17 protein-coding genes are annotated in these 19085 nt (G+C 70.3%); 8 read left to right on the forward strand and 9 right to left on the reverse strand.

The window, feature by feature from the left end; all coding sequences use genetic code 11:
• Position 1: 1 nt before the first annotated feature.
• Entirely contained in the window at positions 2 to 1996 is a 1995-nt protein-coding gene (locus AC1DE0_RS19595; protein ID WP_478104499.1) for a beta-galactosidase, read from the reverse strand.
• A 358-nt stretch (positions 1997 to 2354) separates the two neighbouring features.
• Between AC1DE0_RS19595 and AC1DE0_RS19600 the strand changes: the two genes are divergently transcribed.
• Genes AC1DE0_RS19600 through AC1DE0_RS19615 form a run of 4 tightly spaced genes read left to right on the forward strand, consistent with a single transcriptional unit; the run spans position 2355 to position 7754 of the window.
• Positions 2355 to 3707 (forward strand): ABC transporter substrate-binding protein, encoded by a 1353-nt coding sequence (locus AC1DE0_RS19600; RefSeq protein WP_478104502.1) that lies wholly within the window; start codon positions 2355 to 2357, stop codon positions 3705 to 3707.
• A 13-nt stretch (positions 3708 to 3720) separates the two neighbouring features.
• A complete protein-coding gene (locus AC1DE0_RS19605; RefSeq protein WP_478104504.1) occupies positions 3721 to 4614 on the forward strand; it encodes a carbohydrate ABC transporter permease in 894 nt (297 codons plus the stop codon).
• 1 nt (position 4615) lies between these two features.
• The gene (locus tag AC1DE0_RS19610; RefSeq protein WP_478104506.1) at positions 4616 to 5551 is read left to right on the forward strand and encodes a carbohydrate ABC transporter permease; all 936 of its coding nucleotides are present in this window, start codon (positions 4616 to 4618) and stop codon (positions 5549 to 5551) included.
• Between the two features lies 1 nt (position 5552).
• The gene (locus tag AC1DE0_RS19615) at positions 5553 to 7754 is read left to right on the forward strand and encodes an alpha-galactosidase (protein WP_478104509.1); all 2202 of its coding nucleotides are present in this window, start codon (positions 5553 to 5555) and stop codon (positions 7752 to 7754) included.
• Here AC1DE0_RS19615 and AC1DE0_RS19620 read toward each other — a convergent pair.
• The 5 genes from AC1DE0_RS19620 to AC1DE0_RS19640 form a co-directional block, all read right to left on the reverse strand.
• A complete protein-coding gene (locus AC1DE0_RS19620; RefSeq protein WP_478104514.1) occupies positions 7727 to 7984 on the reverse strand; it encodes a hypothetical protein in 258 nt (85 codons plus the stop codon). The two genes, AC1DE0_RS19615 and AC1DE0_RS19620, sit on opposite strands and share 28 nt — an antisense overlap.
• Positions 7985 to 8059: 75 nt before the next feature.
• Positions 8060 to 8557: a Fur family transcriptional regulator gene (locus AC1DE0_RS19625; protein ID WP_478104518.1), complete on the reverse strand. Its 498-nt coding sequence runs from the start codon at positions 8555 to 8557 to the stop codon at positions 8060 to 8062.
• Positions 8558 to 8603: 46 nt separating this feature from the next.
• Positions 8604 to 9293: a response regulator transcription factor gene (locus tag AC1DE0_RS19630; RefSeq protein WP_478104523.1), complete on the reverse strand. Its 690-nt coding sequence runs from the start codon at positions 9291 to 9293 to the stop codon at positions 8604 to 8606.
• Positions 9290 to 11026 (reverse strand): sensor histidine kinase, encoded by a 1737-nt coding sequence (locus AC1DE0_RS19635; protein WP_478104527.1) that lies wholly within the window; start codon positions 11024 to 11026, stop codon positions 9290 to 9292. Before AC1DE0_RS19635 ends, AC1DE0_RS19630 begins: the two co-directional genes overlap by 4 nt.
• 71 nt (positions 11027 to 11097) lie before the next feature.
• Positions 11098 to 13614 (reverse strand): hypothetical protein, encoded by a 2517-nt coding sequence (locus tag AC1DE0_RS19640; protein ID WP_478104531.1) that lies wholly within the window; start codon positions 13612 to 13614, stop codon positions 11098 to 11100.
• Between the two features lie 193 nt (positions 13615 to 13807).
• On the opposite strand from AC1DE0_RS19640, the gene tdh reads away from it, so the two are divergent.
• Positions 13808 to 14845 (forward strand): L-threonine 3-dehydrogenase, encoded by a 1038-nt coding sequence (gene tdh, locus AC1DE0_RS19645; RefSeq protein ID WP_478104535.1) that lies wholly within the window; start codon positions 13808 to 13810, stop codon positions 14843 to 14845.
• Between the two features lie 11 nt (positions 14846 to 14856).
• Positions 14857 to 15528, forward strand: coding sequence for an alpha/beta fold hydrolase (locus tag AC1DE0_RS19650; RefSeq protein ID WP_478104539.1), 672 nt, complete (start codon positions 14857 to 14859; stop codon positions 15526 to 15528).
• Between the two features lie 29 nt (positions 15529 to 15557).
• On the opposite strand, the gene AC1DE0_RS19655 is transcribed toward AC1DE0_RS19650, so the two are convergent.
• Positions 15558 to 15935, reverse strand: a complete 378-nt coding sequence (locus AC1DE0_RS19655; protein ID WP_478104543.1) for a hypothetical protein — start codon at positions 15933 to 15935, stop codon at positions 15558 to 15560.
• A 144-nt stretch (positions 15936 to 16079) separates the two neighbouring features.
• Between AC1DE0_RS19655 and AC1DE0_RS19660 the strand changes: the two genes are divergently transcribed.
• Entirely contained in the window at positions 16080 to 16634 is a 555-nt protein-coding gene (locus tag AC1DE0_RS19660; protein WP_478104547.1) for a dihydrofolate reductase family protein, read from the forward strand.
• A 40-nt stretch (positions 16635 to 16674) separates the two neighbouring features.
• Here AC1DE0_RS19660 and AC1DE0_RS19665 read toward each other — a convergent pair whose 3' ends face one another.
• A complete protein-coding gene (locus tag AC1DE0_RS19665; protein WP_478104551.1) occupies positions 16675 to 17079 on the reverse strand; it encodes a TIGR03668 family PPOX class F420-dependent oxidoreductase in 405 nt (134 codons plus the stop codon).
• Positions 17080 to 17155: 76 nt separating this feature from the next.
• Here AC1DE0_RS19665 and AC1DE0_RS19670 point away from each other — a divergent pair, with 76 nt between their 5' ends.
• Positions 17156 to 18349, forward strand: coding sequence for a glycine C-acetyltransferase (locus tag AC1DE0_RS19670; RefSeq protein WP_478104554.1), 1194 nt, complete (start codon positions 17156 to 17158; stop codon positions 18347 to 18349).
• Positions 18350 to 18553: 204 nt separating this feature from the next.
• Here the strand turns inward: AC1DE0_RS19670 and AC1DE0_RS19675 are convergent, their stop codons facing one another.
• Positions 18554 to 19012, reverse strand: coding sequence for a pyridoxamine 5'-phosphate oxidase family protein (locus AC1DE0_RS19675; protein WP_478104556.1), 459 nt, complete (start codon positions 19010 to 19012; stop codon positions 18554 to 18556).
• Positions 19013 to 19085 lie beyond the last annotated feature (73 nt).

Consider the following 19085-nt stretch of genomic DNA (forward strand, 5'->3'; position numbering starts at 1 on the left):
TTCACTCCTGCCTGATGACGGCGGTGGCTCCGGCGGCAAGCCGGATGGAGCCGTCGACTGCGGCATCCGTGATGAGGTCGTACCCACTGGCCTCCACGTTCTGCTCCGACTCGGTGTGGTTGAGCAGGAAGAGCCAGGACCTGGTGCCGTCGCTGCGACGGGTCGCCTCGACGCCGAGCGGGAGATCGGCCACGGCGGGCTCGACGGCGGCCGCGGAAAGGACGTCGTCGAGGAGCGCCCCGAGCGTGGCGTCGTCGGGCAGCGTGCTGAGGTACCACGCAGCACCGCCGCCGGTGACGTCGCGACGGGTGACCGCGGGGCGCCCCGCGAGCGGGCCGGCGGCGTACGTGCTCACCACCTCGGTGCCCGGCAGGGTGGTCACGTCCTCACTCCACCACGTCCCGGTGCCGTCGGAGAGGGCGACGTCGGCCCCCGGGCCGAGGGGGAAGAACTCCTCGACGCGGACGCCGAGCAGGTCGCGGAACGCGCCCGGGTAGCCGCCGAGGCGCACGTGGTCGTGCTCGTCGCTGATGCCGGAGAAGTACGTGACGACGACCTGTGCGCCGGCCTCGGCGGCAGCCGCGACTGCGGCCGCGTGGGCGTCGGTGACGAGGTAGAGCTGTGGCACGACGACGACGGAGTATGCCGTGAGGTCGGCTGACGGGTGCACGACGTCGCAGGTGACGCCGCGGTCGTGGAGCAGCCGGTGGGCCGTGTGCGCCGCCTGCTGGGCGTCGAGCTCGGAGCTCGGCATGCACGGACCCTCCGCGGCCCAGATCGCCTGGTAGTCATGGAGGATCGCGACCTTCGCGTCGACGCGGCTGCCGACGGCCTCGCCGAGGCGACCGGCGATGCGGCCGAGCTCCTCGACCTCTTGGAAGCGGGCGCTGTCGGCCCCGGCGTGCGGCACCACAGCGCTGTGGAACTTCTCCGACCCAGCCCGCGACTGCCGCCACTGGAACCAGGCGATCGTGTCGGCGCCGCGGGCGACGTGGGCGAGCGCGTCGCGGATCGTCTGGCCCGGGGCCTTGGCGTGGTTGGTCGGCTGCCAGTTGACCGCGCTCGTCGAGTGCTCCATCAGCATCCACGGCGCGCCACCGGCGAGACCGCGGGTGAGGTCGCCGCTGTAGGCGAGCTCGGAGCGCGGGTGCTCGAGGGTGTCGACGATGTAGTGGTCGGTGCTCACGACGTCGACCGTCGGGGTCCACTGCGAGTAGTCGAGGTGGCGGAAGTGCTGCAGCGTCATGAAGTTCGTCGTCACCGGGACGCCGGGCGACATCTCGTCGAGGACGGCCCGCTCGGCGCGCATGAAGTCCAGGAGGGCGTCGGAGGAGAACCGCTTGTAGTCGAGCACGTGCGTCGGGTTGTTGAACGTCGTCGACCGGCGCGGCGGGAGCACCTGGTCCCACGCGGTGTAGCGCTGGCTCCAGAAGGCGGTTCCCCACGCGTCGTTGAGGGACTCGAGGCTCGTGTAGCGGCGCTCGAGCCAGGTGCGGAAGTGGCGGGCGCACTCGTCGCAGTAGCAGGGCAGGTTGTGGCACGCGTACTCGTTGGAGACGTGCCACATCGCGAGGGCAGGGTGCTCGTGGTACCTCGTCGCCATCTGCCGGGTGAGGGAGAGGGCGTACTCGCGGAAGACGGGAGAGGTCGGGCACCAGGCCTGCCGGCTGCCGGGCCACAGCGTGTGGCCGTCGACGTCGACGGGGAGGATCTCTGGGTGCGCGGCCGAGAGCCACGGCGGCGGGGTGGCGGTCGCGGTCGCGAGGTCGACGGCGACGCCCCCCGCGTGCAGCTTGTCCATGATCGTGTCGAGCCACTCGAACTCGTACTCGCCCTTGGCCGGCTCGAGCCAGCTCCACGAGAAGATCCCGAGGCTGACGAACGAGATGTTCGCGCGCTGCATGAGCTCCACGTCCTCGTCCCACACGGAGCGGGGCCACTGCTCGGGGTTGTAGTCGCCACCGAGTGCCAGGGTCTTCGTCGGCCATGAGCGCATGAGACACAGCGTGTCTGCCCGCGACGGCCGATGTCAACATTTTCAAACATTGATCCGCGGAGGTTGCTGACCGGTCCCATCTGATGGGACGCCGTCCGCGCCGAGGGTCCGAGCGACCCCCGGACAGGCGCCCCGCCGCGGTGAATGCCGTTACAACGGTGTAAAACTGCACGTCAGTCGACACGTTCGGGTCTCGGTTGCGTCTCGGAGGCAATGACCCTCGCCAGATGTCTTGACAGGTGGTGGTGGTCGTGGACATTCTCTGTTTGTTGTTGGAGGTTTCTGGTGGTCGATGTTCGAATGCGTCGCCTCTCGTCACGTCCGACACCTTCCCGGCACAGCGTCAAAGGAGACCGCAATGACCCGCCCCACGAGCGAGGCCGAATACCTCGCGCGCATGGTTCCCCCCTCCGTCCGCGGCGTCGACCGTCGGACCTTGCTGCGCGGCGCACTCGGCGTCGGCGCCCTCCTCGGAGCAGGTGGCCTCGCGGCCTGCGGCAACGGTGGCACCAGCAGTCAGGGCGTCCCGACCGGCGCCGTGACCGGCACGGTGACCGTCGGGTCCAACCAGTCCGACGCCGTGCCGAAGGCGGCCGTCAAGGCCTACATGGACGCGTTCTCCAAGGCGAACGCCGGCACGACGGTCAAGATCAACACCGTCGACCACAACACGTTCCAGGAGAACATCAACAACTACCTCCAGGGCTCGCCCGACGACGTGTTCACCTGGTTCGCCGGCTACCGCATGCAGTTCTTCGCCCAGAAGGGCCTCGTCGGTGACCTCTCAGACGTGTGGGCCAACATGCAGGGCATGAGCGACGCCATGAAGAAGGCGTCGACGGCCGCGGATGGCAAGCAGTACTTCGTGCCGATCACCAACTACCCGTGGGCGATCTTCTACCGGAAGAGCGTCTTCCAGCAGCGGGGCTACGAGGTCCCCAAGACCCTCGACGACCTCAACGCCCTCGGCGCGAAGATGAAGAAGGACGGCCTCGACCCGATCGCCTTCGGTGACAAGGACGGGTGGCCCGCGATGGGCACCTTCGACCAGCTCAACCTGCGGGTCAACGGCTACGACTTCCACGTCAGCCTGATGGCCGGCAAGGAGGCCTGGACCGACCCCAAGGTCAAGAAGGTCTTCGACACCTGGGCCGGGCTCCTCCCGATCCACCAGGCCGACTCGCTCGGGCGCACGTGGCAGGAAGCCGCGCAGTCGCTCCAGCAGAAGAAGTCGGGCATGTACCTGCTCGGCTCGTTCGTCGCACAGCAGTTCACCAAGGGTGCCGAGCAGGACGACCTCGACTTCTTCACCTTCCCCGAGGTCGACTCGACGATCGGCACCGACGCCATCGAGGCGCCCATCGACGGCTACATGATGAGCGCCCGTCCGAAGAACGAGGCTGCGGCCAAGAAGCTGCTCCAGTACATCTCGCAGCCCGAGGCGCAGCTGCTCGCCCTCAAGGCCGACCCCAGCGTCATCGCGACGAACGACAAGGCCGACACGAGCGGCTACACGGCCCTGCAGAAGAAGTCGGTCGAGTTCGTGAAGTCGGCCAAGTCGATCGCCCAGTTCATGGACCGCGACACCCGCCCCGACTTCGCCTCGACCGTGATGATCCCCGCCATCCAGGACTTCATCAAGAACCCGAAGGACATCGACGGCCTCCTCACGAAGATCGAGGCCCAGAAGAAGAGCATCTTCACGTCCTGAGGAGGCACCTGCTATGGCGACCACCCGAAAGTACAAGGGGATCGACCAGCTCTCGGGACGCGACAAGATCGTCGTCGCCCTGATGGTGGTCGTGCCCACCCTCATCGTCCTGTGGCTCGTCTGGCTCCCGGCGATCGGCTCGGTCCTGCTCTCGTTCACCAACTGGGACGGGATCGGGCCGCTCTCCGGCATCAAGTCGGTCGGGCTGAAGAACTACGAGGACATCGCGACGATCTACCCCCCGTTCTGGCCGGCGATCCAGCACAACCTCATCTGGCTCGCGGTGCTGTTCTTCATCGCGACCCCGCTCGGGATGCTCTTCGCGGTGCTCATCGACCGCGGGGCGGCGGGCTCCCGCTTCTACCAGACGAGCATCTACCTGCCCGTCGTGCTGTCCCTGGCCCTGATCGGCTTCATCTGGCAGCTGATCTACTCGCGGGACCAGGGGCTCATCAACGCCATCACGGGCGGGTCGACCGACTGGTACGGCGACCCGAGCGTCAACCTCTGGGCTGCCCTCATCGCGGCGAGCTGGAGACACGCGGGCTACATCATGCTCCTCTACCTGGCCGGCCTCAAGGGCGTCGACCCGTCCCTGCGCGAGGCAGCGAAGGTCGACGGGGCCAGCGAGACGACGACGTTCTTCCGGGTTGTCTTCCCCGTGATGAGACCGATCAACATCATCGTGCTCGTCGTCACCTTCATCGAGGGGCTGCGCGCCTTCGACCTCGTCTGGGTGATCAACAAGGGCCGCAACGGCCTCGAGCTCATCTCCACGCTCGTCACGCAGAACGTCGTCGGCGAGGCGAGCCGCATCGGCTTCGGGTCTGCGCTCGCCACGATCATGCTGCTCATCTCGAGCGTCCTCGTCTTCGTCTACCTGCGCATCGCCATGAAGGAGGACTGAGATGTCCGACCAGACACTGACGTCCAACCCGGTCGACCCGGTGCACGCACGCGAGCAGGCGCTGCTGCGGCCGCGCGAGGGTGGCGCCCGCTCGGGTCGCCGCTGGCTCCTCCCTGTCGTCCTGACGATCGTCTCGCTCATCTGGCTCGGCCCCCTGCTGCTGGCGCTGGTGAACTCGTTCCGTGACTACGCGTACACCGCGAAGAACGGCTACATCTCGTGGGGCGGCTTCACGCTCGACAACTACAAGAACGCCTGGGAGCAGGGCGACTTCGGCCTGCACTTCTGGAACTCCGCGGTCATCACGGTGCCGGCGGTACTGCTGACGCTCTTCCTCTCGGCCTGCATCGCCTTCGTCGTCGCGCGTTTCTCGTGGAAGCTCAACGTGGGCCTGCTCGGCTTCTTCATGGCCGCGAACCTGCTGCCGGCGCAGGCGCTGCTGATCCCCGTCTACCGGATGTTCCGGTCGATCGAGGTGCCGTTCTGGTTCAGCGATTCGGGCACCTTGCTCAACAGCTTCCAGGGCCTCATCCTCGTGAACGTGGCCTTCCAGACCGGGTTCTGCGCCTTCGTGCTCAGCAACTACATGAAGGCGCTGCCCAAGGAGCTCTACGAGTCGGCCGTCATCGACGGGGCGAGCGTGACGCGCCAGTTCTTCCAGATCACGTTGCCCCTGTGCCGCCCGGCGCTCGCGGCGCTCGCGGTGCTCCAGACGACGTGGATCTACAACGAGTTCTTCTGGGCGACGGTGCTGCTCCAGCAGGGTGACAAGTTCCCGGTGACGAGCTCGCTCAACAACCTCCGCGGCCAGTTCTTCACTGACAACAACCTGGTGGCGGCAGGGTCGATGATCGTCGCGATCCCGACGCTGGTGATCTTCTTCGTGCTCCAACGACACTTCGTCGCCGGCCTGACGCTCGGCGCGACCAAGGGATGACGTGACCGACCAGACCACACGCACTGCGCCGTCCATCGTCCACATCGAGTCCGCCGGGACCGCGCTCGTGCTCGAGCCGCGGCCCGGGGGCTCGGGGCTGCCCGAGGTCGTGCACTGGGGCCCGGCCCTGCCGGGAGGGGCGAGCACGTATGCCGCTCTGGCCGCGGTCACGACGGCCCCGGCCCCGCCGAGTGCGCTCGACGAGCCGTGGCCGCTCACGCTGCTCCCGGGCGAGGCCGACGGCTGGTCGGGCACGCGCGGGTGGGCCGGTCACCGGGCCGGCGGCGCCGGCGCGGTGCGCTGGCAGGACGTGACCTGCGAGGCGGAGGGCGCGACGGCGGTCACGCGCGCGAGCTCAGCGGACGGCATACGGCTGGAGCTGCGGCACGCCCTCGACGAGCACGGGGTGCTGCGGGTCGACGCGTCGGTGACGAGCACCTCCGACGACGTGGCACCGCTCGACGTCTCGGCGCTGCGGGCGATCATGCCCCTTCCCCTGCGCGCCGACGAGGTGCTCGACCTCACCGGGCGCTGGTGCCGCGAACGGTCGCCGCAGCGCAGCCGTCTCGACCACGGCACCCACCTGCGCGCGAGCCGTCGAGGCCGCACCGGGCACGACGCCACCCTGCTGATGATGGCCGGCACGCGCGGGTTCGATTGGCGCCACGGCGAGGTCTGGGCGGTGCACACGGCCTGGAGCGGCAACCACGAGCACCTCGTCGAGTCGCTGCCCGAGGGTGCCGGTCGCCACCACGCGGTCCTCGGCGGCGGCGAGCTGCTCGCGCCCGGCGAGGTGCGGCTCGCGGCAGGGGAGACGTATGCCGCCCCGACGGTCGTCTTCGTCCACTCCACCGAGGGCCTCGACGGGCTCTCGCGCCGTCTCCACGGCAGCCTGAGGGCGCGGGCCGGCCACCCTTCGCGGCCGCGACCCGTCGTGCTGAACACGTGGGAGGCCGTCTACTTCGACACCGACCTCGACCAGCTGAAGGCGTTGGCCGACACGGCTGCTCGCATCGGCGTCGAGCGCTTCGTCCTCGACGACGGCTGGTTCGGAGGGCGGCGACACGACCGCGCGGGACTCGGCGACTGGGTCGTGTCCGAAGACGTCTGGCCCGACGGCATGGCTCCGCTCGTCGACCACGTGAAGGGCCTCGGCCTCGAGTTCGGGCTCTGGTTCGAGCCCGAGATGGTCAACGACGACAGCGACCTCGTGCGCGAGCACCCCGAGTGGGTGCTGGGGCCGGCCGCAGGCTCGCCGCGCGAGTGGCGCTGGCAGCAGCTGATCGACCTGACGAACGACGCCGCCTGCGCCCAGCTGCTCGAGCGCATCAGCGCGCTCGTCGCGGAGTACGGCATCGACTACATCAAGTGGGACCACAACCGCGACCTCCTCGAGGCCGTGCACACGGTCGACGCTGGCGGTGCCCGGCGCGTCGACGCCCCCGCCGTCCACGCGCACACGCTCGCCTTCTACCGGCTGCTCGACGACCTGCGAGAACGCCACCCGGGTCTCGAGATCGAGTCGTGCAGCAGCGGCGGCGCGCGCGTCGACCTCGGGGTGCTCGACCACACCGACCGCATCTGGACGAGCGACTGCAACGACGCCCTCGAGCGGGCGAGCATCCAGCGCTGGACGAGCCTGCTCGTGCCGGCCGAGCTCATGGGCACCCACATCGGTCCGGCCAGTGCGCACACGACGCACCGCACCGTCGACCTCGGCTTCCGCATGCTCATGGCGCTGCAGGGCCACCCTGGCCTCGAGTGGGACCTCACGACCTGCTCGGACGACGAGCTCGACGCGCTGACCCGGTGGACGGCGCTGGCCCGTGAGCTGCGGCCACTGCTGCACTCGGGAGACCTGGTGCGCTCCGAGACCCCCGACGGGACGGTGCAGGTGACCGGCACCGTCGACGCTGAGCAGGGGCAGGCGGCATACACCGTGGCCCGCCTCGTGACGGGACGCGATGCGGTGACGGGGTCGGTGCCGCTGCCCGGCCTCGACCCCACGAGGGCGTATGCCGTCCGCGTCCGTCCCGAGGCAGGCCTCCCCGCGGTCGTGCAGAACACCTACCCGGCCTGGTGGGAGGGCGCGCTCGGCGGCGACGGGCTCGTCGTCCCGGGTGCGGTGCTCACCGCGGTGGGTCTCCCGGTGCCCGTCATCGGCCCGGCCCAGGGCTACCTGCTCGACGTCCGCGTGGTCTGAGGGCCGGCGCCGGCGTCGGTCAGGGCAGTGGGGACGGGGACGTCGATGCCGCCCTCGATGGTGAGGTGCGCCCCCGTGCGGCTCGCCCGCACCTGCGCCAGCAGGCTCGTGCTGTCTGCGTCGATGACGGCGAGGTCGCCGGGATGGAGGTGGTCGGTCAGCGCGACGAAGGTGCGCCCGTCGTCGGACCGCACGTCCGGGCCGAGGTTCGTGTCCTGCAACGTCGTCATCGTCGCCTCCTCAGGTGCAGGCGTGGACCAACGTCCCATCGTGACGCCTGTGGGCCGTGAGTGGCAGCAGTCGGATCAGCCGGCGGTGCAGTCGCGACAGGTCCCGAGGAGGGCGGCGTGTCCGGTGTCGAGGACGAAGCCGAGGTCGGCGCGCAGCCGCTCGGCCACCGCGTCGAAGGCGTCCGGCGGGACGTCGAGCACCTTGCCGCAGACGTGGCACTGCACGTGCGCGTGCTGGTGGGAGTGCTCGTGGGGCGCGCCGTGGCTCGCGTGCTCCGCGGCCGGTCCGGCGCTCAGGTGGTAGACGGTCGCCGCGCCGCCGAGGTGCACGTGCGAGAGCACCCCGGAGTCGACGAGCGAGGTGAGCGTGCGGTAGACGGTGGCGCGATGCACGGCAGGCTCGAGGGCGGCCACCCGAGCGCCGATGTCGTCGGCGGTGAGGTGCTCATCGGTGCGGTCGGCTGCGTCGACGACCCGCAGGACGGCATACCTCGCCGGGGTGAGGCGCTCGCCGGCCGCGCGCAGGCGCTCGACGGCGTGCTCGACGCGCGCGCCCTCGGATGGGTTCTTCACGGGGACATCCTCGCCCATGGGGGCAGGTCGGGGCCGACGCGCGCCGTCACGCCTCGCCACCCCCGCTGCGCAGGAAGGCCAGCACCGCCAGCACCCTTCGATTGGTCGTGTTGTCGTCGGACTCGAGCGGCAGCTTGGTGAAGATCGCCGCGATGTGGGCCTCGACGGTGCGGGGCGAGAGGAAGAGGCGCTCGCCGATGCCGACGTTGGACCGGCCCTCGGCCATGAGCGCCAGCACGTCACGTTCGCGCTCGGTCAGCGGGTCGAGCACCGACGTCTGGCGCTGGGTGGTGCTCATCAGCCGGTCCACGACCTCGGGGTCGACGACCGTGCCGCCACGCGCCACGGCCTGGATGCCCTCGACGAGGGAGTCGACGTCGTCGACCCGGTCCTTGAGCAGGTAGCCGAGGCCCGCCGATCCGTCCCGGAAGAGCTGCTGCGCCCAGGTCGACTCCACGTAGGTGCTGAGCACGAGCACGCCGACCTCCGGGTGCGCTGCGCGCGTGGCGATGGCCGCGCGGATGCCCTCGTCGCTGTGGTCGGGCGGTAGGCGCACGTCCTGGACCACCACGTGCGGGCGGTGGCGGGCGATCGCCTCGGGGAGCCCGGTCGCGTCGGGCAGCTCGGCGACCACCTCGAGGCCGCATGCGGTCAGCAGCCCGGAAAGGCCGGTGCGGAAGAGGGCCGAGTCGTCGACGAGCACGACCCGCAGCGGAGACCCCGTCGGCGGCGTCATCGGGACCGCACCACGTCGAGCGGGATCTGCGCGACGAGCTCGCTGCCGTGCCGGTCGGGATGCTCGCTGCACGGGTCGCTGTGCACCTCGAGCGAGCCCTGCAGGGCGGTCAGCCGGTCGCGCAGCCCGACGAGTCCGCCACCGGGCGCGAGGCGTGCGCCGCCGATGCCGTTGTCGGCGACCGTCACGACGAGCGCGCCGTCCCGCTGACGGATTCCGACGCGTACGTCGGTGGCGCTCGCGTGCTTCGCCGCGTTGGCGAGCGCCTCGGCGGTGGCGAAGTAGGCAGCCGCCTCGACCGCGGCACTCGGCCGGGTCGCCGCCGTCGCCGCGTCGACGTCGAGTTCGACCCGGAACGGGGCCGCCTCGCGCAGCGTGTGGATCGCGGGCACGAGCCCGCCCTGCGCGAGGGCCGCGGGATGGATGCCGTGGGCCAGCCGCCGCAGCTCGGCCAGCGCGTCGCGCAGCTGGTGGCGCGCCTCGCCGACGATGTGGCGCGCTTCCACCGCCTCGACGAGGTCGGCGCGGGCGAGCAGGGCCGCCACCGCGAGGAACTGCTGCTGGGCGCCGTCGTGGAGGTTGCGCTCCATCCGGCGGCGCTCGTCGAGGGTGGCGCTGACGATGCGGGCGTTGGCCTCGGTGAGCGCGGCCAGGTTGGCGCGGAGCTCGGCGTTGAGCCGGGTGTTCTCGAGGCCGACCCGCGACGCCTCCAGCGCCGACCGCAGCAGGGCTTCGTCCCCGATCGCCTTGGGGTTGTAGTCGACTCGGATCAGGGCGCGCCCGGAGTCGTCGGTGACGACCGCCCGGGACCGGTCGCCGGACGGGCTGTGGGCGGGCAGGGCGCTGGGCTCCTCGGGCAGGCCCACGACGAGCGACGGGTCGGCGAGTGCGCTGCGCAGGGCCGACTGGAGCTCGAGCGAGTCACCGGAGCGGGCGGCCGCGACGACGCGTTCGGCGATGATCGTCCCGGCCGTCCGGCGCCGGAGCAGGTCGGCGAGCAGCGCGACGGGGATCATGGCCGCGCTGAGGTCGCGGGCGAGGGCTGCGTTGATGTCGGGGACCATCCGTGCCCAGTACGCCTGGTCGAACGCGGCGGCGAACGAGCAGATCGCGGTGACGACGGCGAGCGGCGCGATGGACTGGCGGTCGAGTCCGATGGAGCTGACGGCGCGCCACATGAGGACGACTCCGGTCAGCACGAGCAGGGCTGCGGTCACCCCGCGACCGACCCGGACGAAGGCGACGTCGTGCCAGAACGGGTCGAGCGCTGCGGTCGGGAACCCGTCGGGCCGGTGGAAGCCGTCCTTGAGCGACCCCGTCGTGAACATCGCCCCCGCGCGGCTGAGGATGCTCACGGCGAGCATCGAGACCACGATGAGGCTCTCGCGGCTGCGCAGGCGCTCGCGCGGGTAGCGCAGCACGAGGGCGACGGCGGCCGACAGGTAGACGGGCTCGAGGAGGAAGCCGAGCCACGACAGGCCGTGTTCGGCGTAGTGCGGGTCGTTGAGGTCACCGGGGACGATCGCCCACGCGACCAGCAGGCAGGCCCACCCGTTGATGCGGGGGAGACCCGACGACAGCAGGGTCAGGCCGATGACGACGAACGACAGCGTGGTGAGCCAGGTGATCGCGACGGCCGGGGCCTCGGTGGACAGCCGCGGGGCCGATGTGGCGATCTTGACGACGAGGGCCGTCGTGCCGAAGAGGACCGCCCGGGTCGGGGTCAGACGCACGAACACAAGCGATTCTCCCGCGCGGTGCAGCGCCGAACCACCGAGTTTGGACAGACTCTCCGGTCTGAGTGTCACTTCCATGGGCTGGTCCGCTTGATGTCGCCGAGCGCCAGCTGGGTGACGAGCACGCCCAGCTGACGGTAGGCCTCGAAGTCGAACTCGTCGAACATCTCGAAGCGCTGCAGGGTCGACGGATAGTCGGGGTTGCGCAGCTTGAACGACTGGAGGTCCCACGAGGCCTTCTCCGGAAGCACGCAACGCAGGTAGACGATCGTCGTCGAGCTGTTGTCGTCGTAGCGCGCCGTCCCGACGACATGACTGCGCGGGGGGTACTCCTTGTCCCCACGACACAGTGGTGCAGGGTCGAGGTCGACGGAGACGTCGAGGTCCATGCGGGCGGTCGAGATGACGTCGCCGAGGACGGGGAACTGGTCCTCGGCGTCGCCGGTGCCGTCGAGGACGATGACCTGCTCGGGGCGGAGTCGCAGGCACTCGGTGAGCCCGAGGTTGTCGTAGTGGCCGCCGTCGCTGAGATAGAGGTACGGGTAGTAGATGGATACCCGCCCCCAGGCTTCGTTGACGACGCTGAGGGCGGTTGGTTGGTCCATCCGCATGTTGGTCCTGGCAGACTTCCTGATCTTCTTGAAGGTGCCGCGAGCCACGCCCTGCCGTCGGAACGACTCGTACTTCGGGTTGCGGACCCACGCCCCCAGCCGGATGTTCGCGAAGGCCAGCAGGAGACGATAGGCGCCGATCCGCTTCGACTCCCGGCCCGCTGTCGGAGCAACGGCGGCTCCCGAGAGGGCGACCGCGCTCGCGAGGGTGAGGGGACGCCGGCCAACGGGTTGGTAGTCCTCGACGTCCACGAGCGCGCTGCCTCCCGGAAGCTGCGTCGAGGTGAGACCGACTGTGGCGCCCAGGACGAACGGCGTGCCGCCGCGGCCAGAGGGCAGCACGTCACCCTCCTGGACATTGGCGGTCGCGAGCAGGGTGAGACCCGGCCAACAGCCGTCCTCTCCCGACGCCACGTCCCTCAGCTCGACGTCGTCGCGGGCCTCCTGCGGCATGCCGTCCCAGTGGTCGAGGTAGGCGTACGAGAGCCGGTCCTCGTAGAAGCGTCGTGTCGTCGGCGATCCCGAGGACCCGCACAGACGGAGGAGGACGAGGCCGGCGATGGCGCCGCCGACCCAGAACGGCTGGTTGTTGTGCTGGAGCGCCGAGCTGAGGAACCAGGTCGCGACGATGGACGTCACGGCCACTGCAACCGCCACGAAGAGCAGCACTGCCAGCAGCGGTGCGACAGCCTGTCGAAACGCCACCAGGACCTTGCCGGCCGTCGACGACGGATCCTGGGGCGAGGCGAGTCCCTTCACCGTGCTCGCGACGAGCGCCCACATCGAACCCAGGGTGCCGCCCCCGGCCGCCCACACCGCGGGCATGCTGAACCGCGGCTCCTCACCGGCAACGAACCAGTTGTGGAGCAGCACGGCGCTCGCGGGCATCACGACGCCGAAGGCGAAGGCCGCAGCGGCGAGGGCCAGCAGCCGCGACGGCAGGTTCTCGAGCGCGGTGGTCTTCGTCTCCGGCACGACTCCGACGACCGCCCGGTAGAGCCGGGCTCCCCACGCGTACTCGACCAGCGGCTTCACCGAGACCGTGAGCAGAGGGAGGGCGCACACGAGGGCGATGAGCACGACGACGGCAGCCGGAACGAGGAGCGCGCTGCTGCCGGACCAGTCGGCGAACACACGCGTCCAGGCGACCGTCGGTTCGGGCTTCGTGGAGTGGGATCCGGCGTCCTCGACCTGCGCCTGGATCATGCCGGTGAGCGCCATGTGCTGACCGAGCACGTATGCGACGACTACGACGCCAGCACCCACGATGAGGGCGTTGAGCGCGATGCCGGCGAGGAGTGAGACCACGAGGTCGAAGCGGGTGCGTCCGGGCTGGCCGATGTAGTTCGTCCGCCGTCGCAGCTCCGCGAGCTCCTTGCTGTCCGGGGCGAACGGCATCGTCGTGGTGTCGTGCAGGAAGTGGCGTTTCCGGTAGGCCATGGCGGCGAAGGCCGCCGCTGCGTATCCGCCTCCGCTGACCGCAACCACGTCACGCGCCTTGGCGTACACCCCCGCCTCGTGCAGGACCTGGAGGGCGCCCATGCAGAACGAGGCGGACTTGATCCCGCCACCCGAGCAGCAGATCACGGTGCCGTGGGGCGGATCGAGGACTGAGTCGTGGTCAGGACTCGTTGCCGCCCCACCTTCGCCGCCCCCGCCCCCGCTCACGTGCTCGTCGATCCGGTTGAGGACGCCGCGCCGCCGGATGCCGTAGTTCAGCAGGGTGAGCCCGGTCAGCACGAAGAGCACCACGGCTTCAGGGGAGGTGAAGAACGACCACACGGACCCCTGCGACGAGGGTCGGAACGCGTCCCAGAACGGATTGGTCGGCCGACGAAAGAGGAAGTCGAGGAAGAGGATCGGGATGACGGCGACGGCGACGAGGACGAGCACGACAGCTTGCTCGCTGCGGATCACCGATCCGCGGCCGGCGAACGAGAGGTCGTCGGCCGCGATCGGTTGAGCCTCGCTCATCTCACCCTCCCGGCTCGGCCCCCGCCCCGACGTCCTCGCCGCGCGTGCCCTGCGTGCCACGCGGCGAGGACCCCTTCAACAGAGTGTTGCTCCGCGAGGGCCCCGCGCATCGGGGTTTCCCCGCAAAGGGCGTCGGTCGCGTCGGCCGGCGCCCGGGAGACCGAGTGCGACGGCATACGGCAGACTCTCCTCCGTGCGTGCACTCACCAAGCTGACCGCAGGCCCCGGCCTGGAGCTCGTCGACCGTCCCGAGCCCGAGTGCGGGCCCGCCGACGTCAAGATCCGTGTGATGCGGGCCGGCCTCTGCGGCACCGACCTGCACCTGGCGGGCTGGGACGACTGGGCCGAGTCGGTCGTCAAGCCGCCGCTCGTCATCGGCCACGAGTTCTACGGCGAGGTGGTCGAGGTGGGTGAGGACGTCACCGACGTCAAGGTCGGCGACCGTGCGTCCGGCGAGGGCCACATCGTGTGCGGCACCTGCCGCAACTGCCGCGCGGGCCGGCGCCACCTGTGCATCCGGACGCAGGGCATCGGCGTCAACCGCGACGGCGCGTTCGCCGACTACGTCGTCATCCCGGCGAGCAACGCGTGGGTGCAGCCGGCAGACCTCGACCCTGACCTCGGCGCCGTCTTCGACCCCCTCGGCAACGCGACCCACACGGCGCTGCAGTGGCCGATGGTCGGCGAGGACGTCGTCATCACCGGCGGCGGACCCATCGGTGTCATGGCCGCAGCGATCGCGCGTCACGCCGGAGCCCGCTACGTCGTCGTCAGCGACGCGAGCGACTACCGCCTCTCGCTCGCGGAGGCCGCCGGGGCCGACCTCACGATCAACGTCACTCGCGAGAGCCTCGCCGACGCGCAGCACCACCTCGGCATGAAGGAGGGCTTCGACATCGGCCTCGAGATGTCGGGCGCCGCGCCTGCGGTGACCGACCTCATCGCCAACATGAACCACGGCGGCCGCATCGCGCTGCTGGGCCTGCCGCACCAGTCCTACGACCTCGACTGGGGCAAGGTGATCACCCACATGATCACGCTCAAGGGCATCTACGGCCGCGAGATGTACGACACCTGGTACGCCATGTCCCAGATGATCGCGACGTCCGAGCGCTTCCGGGCCGCCGTCGCCCAGGTCATCACGCACCGCTTCCCGGCCGAGCAGTGGGAGGAGGCCTTCGAGACCGCACGCTCCGGGCAGTGCGGCAAGGTCGTCCTCGACTGGAGCTGAAGGGCTTTCGTATGCCGTCCGGTGCCGACCCGAGCCCCCGTCCCCGTCCGCTCGTCCTCCTGCACGGGCTGGGCCAGTCGCCCATCGCCTGGCAGGACTTCGTGTCGGCCTTCGGCGCCGGGCGGCCGATGAACGCCCCGTGGATGCGCGGGCTCAAGCCCAAGGACCCCGTCGGCTTCGACCTCGCGGCCGCGGCGGCCGGTGTCGCCGACGAGCTCGAGCTGCAGGGCGTCAAGCAGGCCGACATCGTCGGGGTCTCGGTCGGTGCGAGCGTCGCGCTGCGCCTCGCCGTCGAGCGGCCCGAGCTGGTCGGGCGACTCGTGCTCGGTGGCGCGCTCGTGCGTCCGTCGAAGGGCGCACTGCGGATGCAGCGGGTCGCGATGAGGCTCGTGCCCGAGAGCAGGCTCGTCGACGCCGGCGTCTCGCGCCCGCGGATGCTCGCGGTGCTCGAGGCTCTCCGGGGGTTCGACGGCACCGAGTCGCTGCGCCAGGTCACGGCGCCGGCCCTCGTCGTCGCCGGGTCCAAGGACAAGGCGGGGGTCACCGCCGCCCAGCACCTCTCGCAGCAGCTGCCCACCGCGCGGCTGCACGTCGTCGACGGCGCGGGGCCCCTGCTCAACACCGAGTCGGCGCGCGAGCTGGCCGACCTCACCCACGCGTTCCTCGACGAGCCCGACGCCTGAGCGACGGCTCACCTGACGGGCGAGCCGCGTCAGCAGAGGTTGATGCCGCCGGCGTCGAGCAGCTTCGCGACGACCTGCTCGTCGGTGATCGCGGGCACCATCCAGTCCTTGCCGGCGACGGACTTCACGCCCGTCTTGCACTCGAACGTGCTGACCCGGCGGTCGAGTTGCACGGCCTCGTCGTAGAAGGCGGCCTCGAGCGGCTTGCCCTTCGACGTGCACGTGATCTTGTGCTCGGCCAGAGAGCCGGTCGAGTGCCCGCTCGAGGGGCAGACGAGCTCGGCGACGACGGCCCAGCCGGGGTGCGCGGCCGCCTCCGGCGACTGGCTCGGGGAGCCGCCGCTACAGGCGACCAGAGCCAGGGCGCAGGCCGTCACGGCGCAGGCGGGAGTCAGACGTCGGAGCACGGAGCGTTCCCTGTGGGTGGGGGATGGAGGGAGGGTTCAGGGCGGGATCACCGCGCCGGAGCCCGAACAACTGTAGTCCTGCGGTGCGCACGCGCCCCACTCGAAACGACCGCCTTGAGCACGCTTGAGTGACAGAGTCAACATGTGGCCCGACTCCTCTACACGACCATCGCCTCACTCGACGGCTACGTCGCCGACGCCTCGGGCGCCTTCGACTGGGCCGCCCCGGACGCCGAGGTGCACGCCTTCGTCAACGACCTCGAGCGCGACGTCGGCACCTACCTCTGTGGCCGCCGCCTCTACGAGGTGATGACCTACTGGGAGAGCGCACCCACCGACGGTGACGGCATCGAGCATGACTACGCGCGCATCTGGCAGGCGGCCGACAAGATCGTCTACTCGCGCACCCTGACCGAAGTGACCTCAGGGCGCACGACCCTCGAGCGCGACTTCGACCCCGCCGCGGTCGCCCGGTTCGTGGCCGGGGCCGAGCGTGACGTCAGCGTCGGCGGGCCGACGCTCGCAGCCGAGGCGCTGCGCGCCGGCATCGTCGACGAGCTGGCCCTGCTCAGGGTGCCGGTCGTGGTGGGCGGCGGCACGGCGAGCCTGCCCGACGGCATACGCCTCGACCTCGAGCTGCTCGACTCCCGACGCTTCAGCGGTGGGACGACGTACGCGAGGTATGCCGTCAGGCGATGACCGTGCCGACGGCGCCCCCACCGCCGCCGTGCTGCCCGTGCTACCCGTGCTGCCACGACGACCAGCGCCGCACGTCGACCCGGACCAGCGGGCCGTCGGGTCGGTCGGTGGCGTACTGCGGGTACTTCGCCGCGAGGTCGTCGAGCACGGCGTCGGTGCCGGGCGAGCCACCCTCCACGACGGTCGCCCGGCCGTCTGCCCTCACCCACCAGAGCCGGGTCCAGTCGTCGTCGTAGTGGTCGACGAGGAGGCTGACCTCCGGGTTGCCGCGGATGTTGCGCAGCCGCTTCAGGTCATAGGTCGACTTCGGCTTGTGGTCGACGGCGCTCCAGAGTCCATCGTCCCGCACGACGAAGACGACGGGCACGAGGTGCGGCGCGCCGTCGGCACCGACCGTTGCCAGCCTGGCCACGCGGGCTGCAGCGAACCTCGCCCGCTCGTCCATCGCACCATTCTGGGCGGCATACGCTGGGTGGCGCCACAAGCCCCCAGCCATCCGACCCCACCCGCGAAGGACACCGATGTACGGCTCAGTGAAGGACGAGATCACCGCGACGCTGCAGGAGATCCGCGACGCCGGCCTCTACAAGAGCGAGCGTGAGCTGACCTCGCCCCAGTCGGCGCACGTGACGACGCTCAAGGCGGAGGCGCTCAACTTCTGCGCCAACAACTACCTCGGTCTGGCCAACGACGCCGGTGTCGTCGAGGCCTCGAAGAAGGCCCTCGACGAGTGGGGTTTCGGCATGGCCTCGGTGCGCTTCATCTGCGGCACGCAGACGCTCCACACGGCGCTCGAGGCGAGGATCAGCGAGTTCCTCGGCACCGAGGCGACGATCCTCTATTCGTCCTGCTTCGACGCCAACGGCGGTGTCTTCGAGGTGCTCTTCGGCGCCGAGGACGCCATCATCAGCGACGAGCTGAACCACGCCTCCATCATCGACGGCGTGCGCCTCAGCAAGGCGATGCGCTACCGCTACAAGAACGCCGACATGACCGACCTGAGGGCCCAGCTCGAGGCCGCCGTCGCCGCCGGTGCGAAGCGCAAGGTCGTCGTCACCGACGGTGTCTTCTCGATGGACGGGTCCTACGCGCCGCTGGACGAGATCTGCGACCTGGCAGAGGAGTTCGGCGCGATGGTGTTCGTCGACGACTCGCACGCGGTCGGCTTCGTCGGCGACGGCGGCCGGGGCACGCCCGAGCTCTTCGGCGTCATGGACCGGGTCGACATCGTCACGGGCACGCTCGGCAAGGCCCTCGGCGGCGCGAGCGGTGGCTACGTGGCGAGCCATCGCGAGATCGTCGAGCTGCTGCGCCAGCGCTCGCGCCCCTACCTCTTCAGCAACGCGGTCGCCCCGGCCGTGGCGGCGGGTTCGATGGCGGCGCTCGAGCTCGTCGAGGGCTCGGCCGAGAAGCGCGAGACGCTCAAGGCCAACACGGAGCTGTTCCACACGCTGATGACCGAAGCCGGCTTCGAGCTGCTGCCCGGCACGCACCCGATCCGTCCGGTCATGTTCCCCGGCGAGGACGGCGCTCGCCGTGCGGCCGAGATCGCCGACCACATGCTCGGCAACGGCGTCTACGTCATCGCCTTCAGCTTCCCGGTCGTGCCGCGCGGCAAGGCGCGCATCCGCGTCCAGCTCTCGGCAGCGCACTCCGAGGCCGACGTACGCGCGTGCGTCGACGCCTTCGTCGCCGCCCGCGACGCCGTCGGCTGACGAGAGCGCGATCGCGAGCCAGCCCGCTACGTCAGTGTTGCGCCCGGTGCACCATTGACGTGGCGAGCCGGAGGTGCGCCTTCCGACAGAAGTGCGGGTCTCCTCCACGGGTGGGGGGAGGCCACTCGTGCGCCATCGGTTCTGAGGCTCGAAGGTCGGCTGCGGATGTGGACCCGGGGCGGCGGTCACCGCCCAAGCCCAGGTCTAGACGGGCGGGTCGGCCGGCAGGTCTCGCATCCACGGCCTCGACAGGGGGAAGCGGCGGCCGGAGATCTCGTCGACCTGGATGGCGACGACGACGGTCTTGGGTGTGCCGACCCACGGCCGCACCGGGAGGCGCTCGGCGACGTAGGCCGCCTGGCCCTCGAGGATGTGGGCGCGGCCCCGGCAGATGACGCTCGTCGCGTGGTCACCCGAGACCTCGTCGACCTCGAAGGCCACGTCGCTGTTGGACGTCACCCCGAAGAGCTTGCTGCCCTCCGCCGTCATGAAGACGAGGCGCTCGCCGTCGACGGCGTAGTTGATCGGCACGATGTGCACCTCGCCGACGAGGTGGAAGGCCAGCCGCCCGAACTCACGCTCGCGCAGGAAGCCCCACGACTGCTCGGGGTGCAGCTCCTGGACCATGTTGCTGAACGGGTCGGTGTGCATGGTGTCGGACATGGTGGCCTCCTCCGGGTCGCATCGGGCGAGAGCTCGACTACTACGAATTGTAGGAGATGTCGGCCCGTCGGGA

It is taken from the genome of Terrabacter sp. 05T424, from assembly GCF_056396225.1.

Coding starts and splice junctions, on each gene's coding strand:
- AC1DE0_RS19665 (WP_478104551.1), bottom strand. CDS start 17,079: ATGGACGAGCGGGCGAGGTTCGCTGCAGCCCGCGTGGCCAGGCTGGCA.
- AC1DE0_RS19620 (WP_478104514.1), bottom strand. CDS start 7,984: ATGACGACGTTGCAGGACACGAACCTCGGCCCGGACGTGCGGTCCGAC.
- AC1DE0_RS19640 (WP_478104531.1), bottom strand. CDS start 13,614: ATGAGCGAGGCTCAACCGATCGCGGCCGACGACCTCTCGTTCGCCGGC.
- AC1DE0_RS19610 (WP_478104506.1), top strand. CDS start 4,616: ATGTCCGACCAGACACTGACGTCCAACCCGGTCGACCCGGTGCACGCA.
- AC1DE0_RS19600 (WP_478104502.1), top strand. CDS start 2,355: ATGACCCGCCCCACGAGCGAGGCCGAATACCTCGCGCGCATGGTTCCC.
- AC1DE0_RS19595 (WP_478104499.1), bottom strand. CDS start 1,996: ATGCGCTCATGGCCGACGAAGACCCTGGCACTCGGTGGCGACTACAAC.
- AC1DE0_RS19605 (WP_478104504.1), top strand. CDS start 3,721: ATGGCGACCACCCGAAAGTACAAGGGGATCGACCAGCTCTCGGGACGC.
- AC1DE0_RS19670 (WP_478104554.1), top strand. CDS start 17,156: ATGTACGGCTCAGTGAAGGACGAGATCACCGCGACGCTGCAGGAGATC.
- AC1DE0_RS19675 (WP_478104556.1), bottom strand. CDS start 19,012: ATGTCCGACACCATGCACACCGACCCGTTCAGCAACATGGTCCAGGAG.
- AC1DE0_RS19650 (WP_478104539.1), top strand. CDS start 14,857: ATGCCGTCCGGTGCCGACCCGAGCCCCCGTCCCCGTCCGCTCGTCCTC.
- AC1DE0_RS19630 (WP_478104523.1), bottom strand. CDS start 9,293: ATGACGCCGCCGACGGGGTCTCCGCTGCGGGTCGTGCTCGTCGACGAC.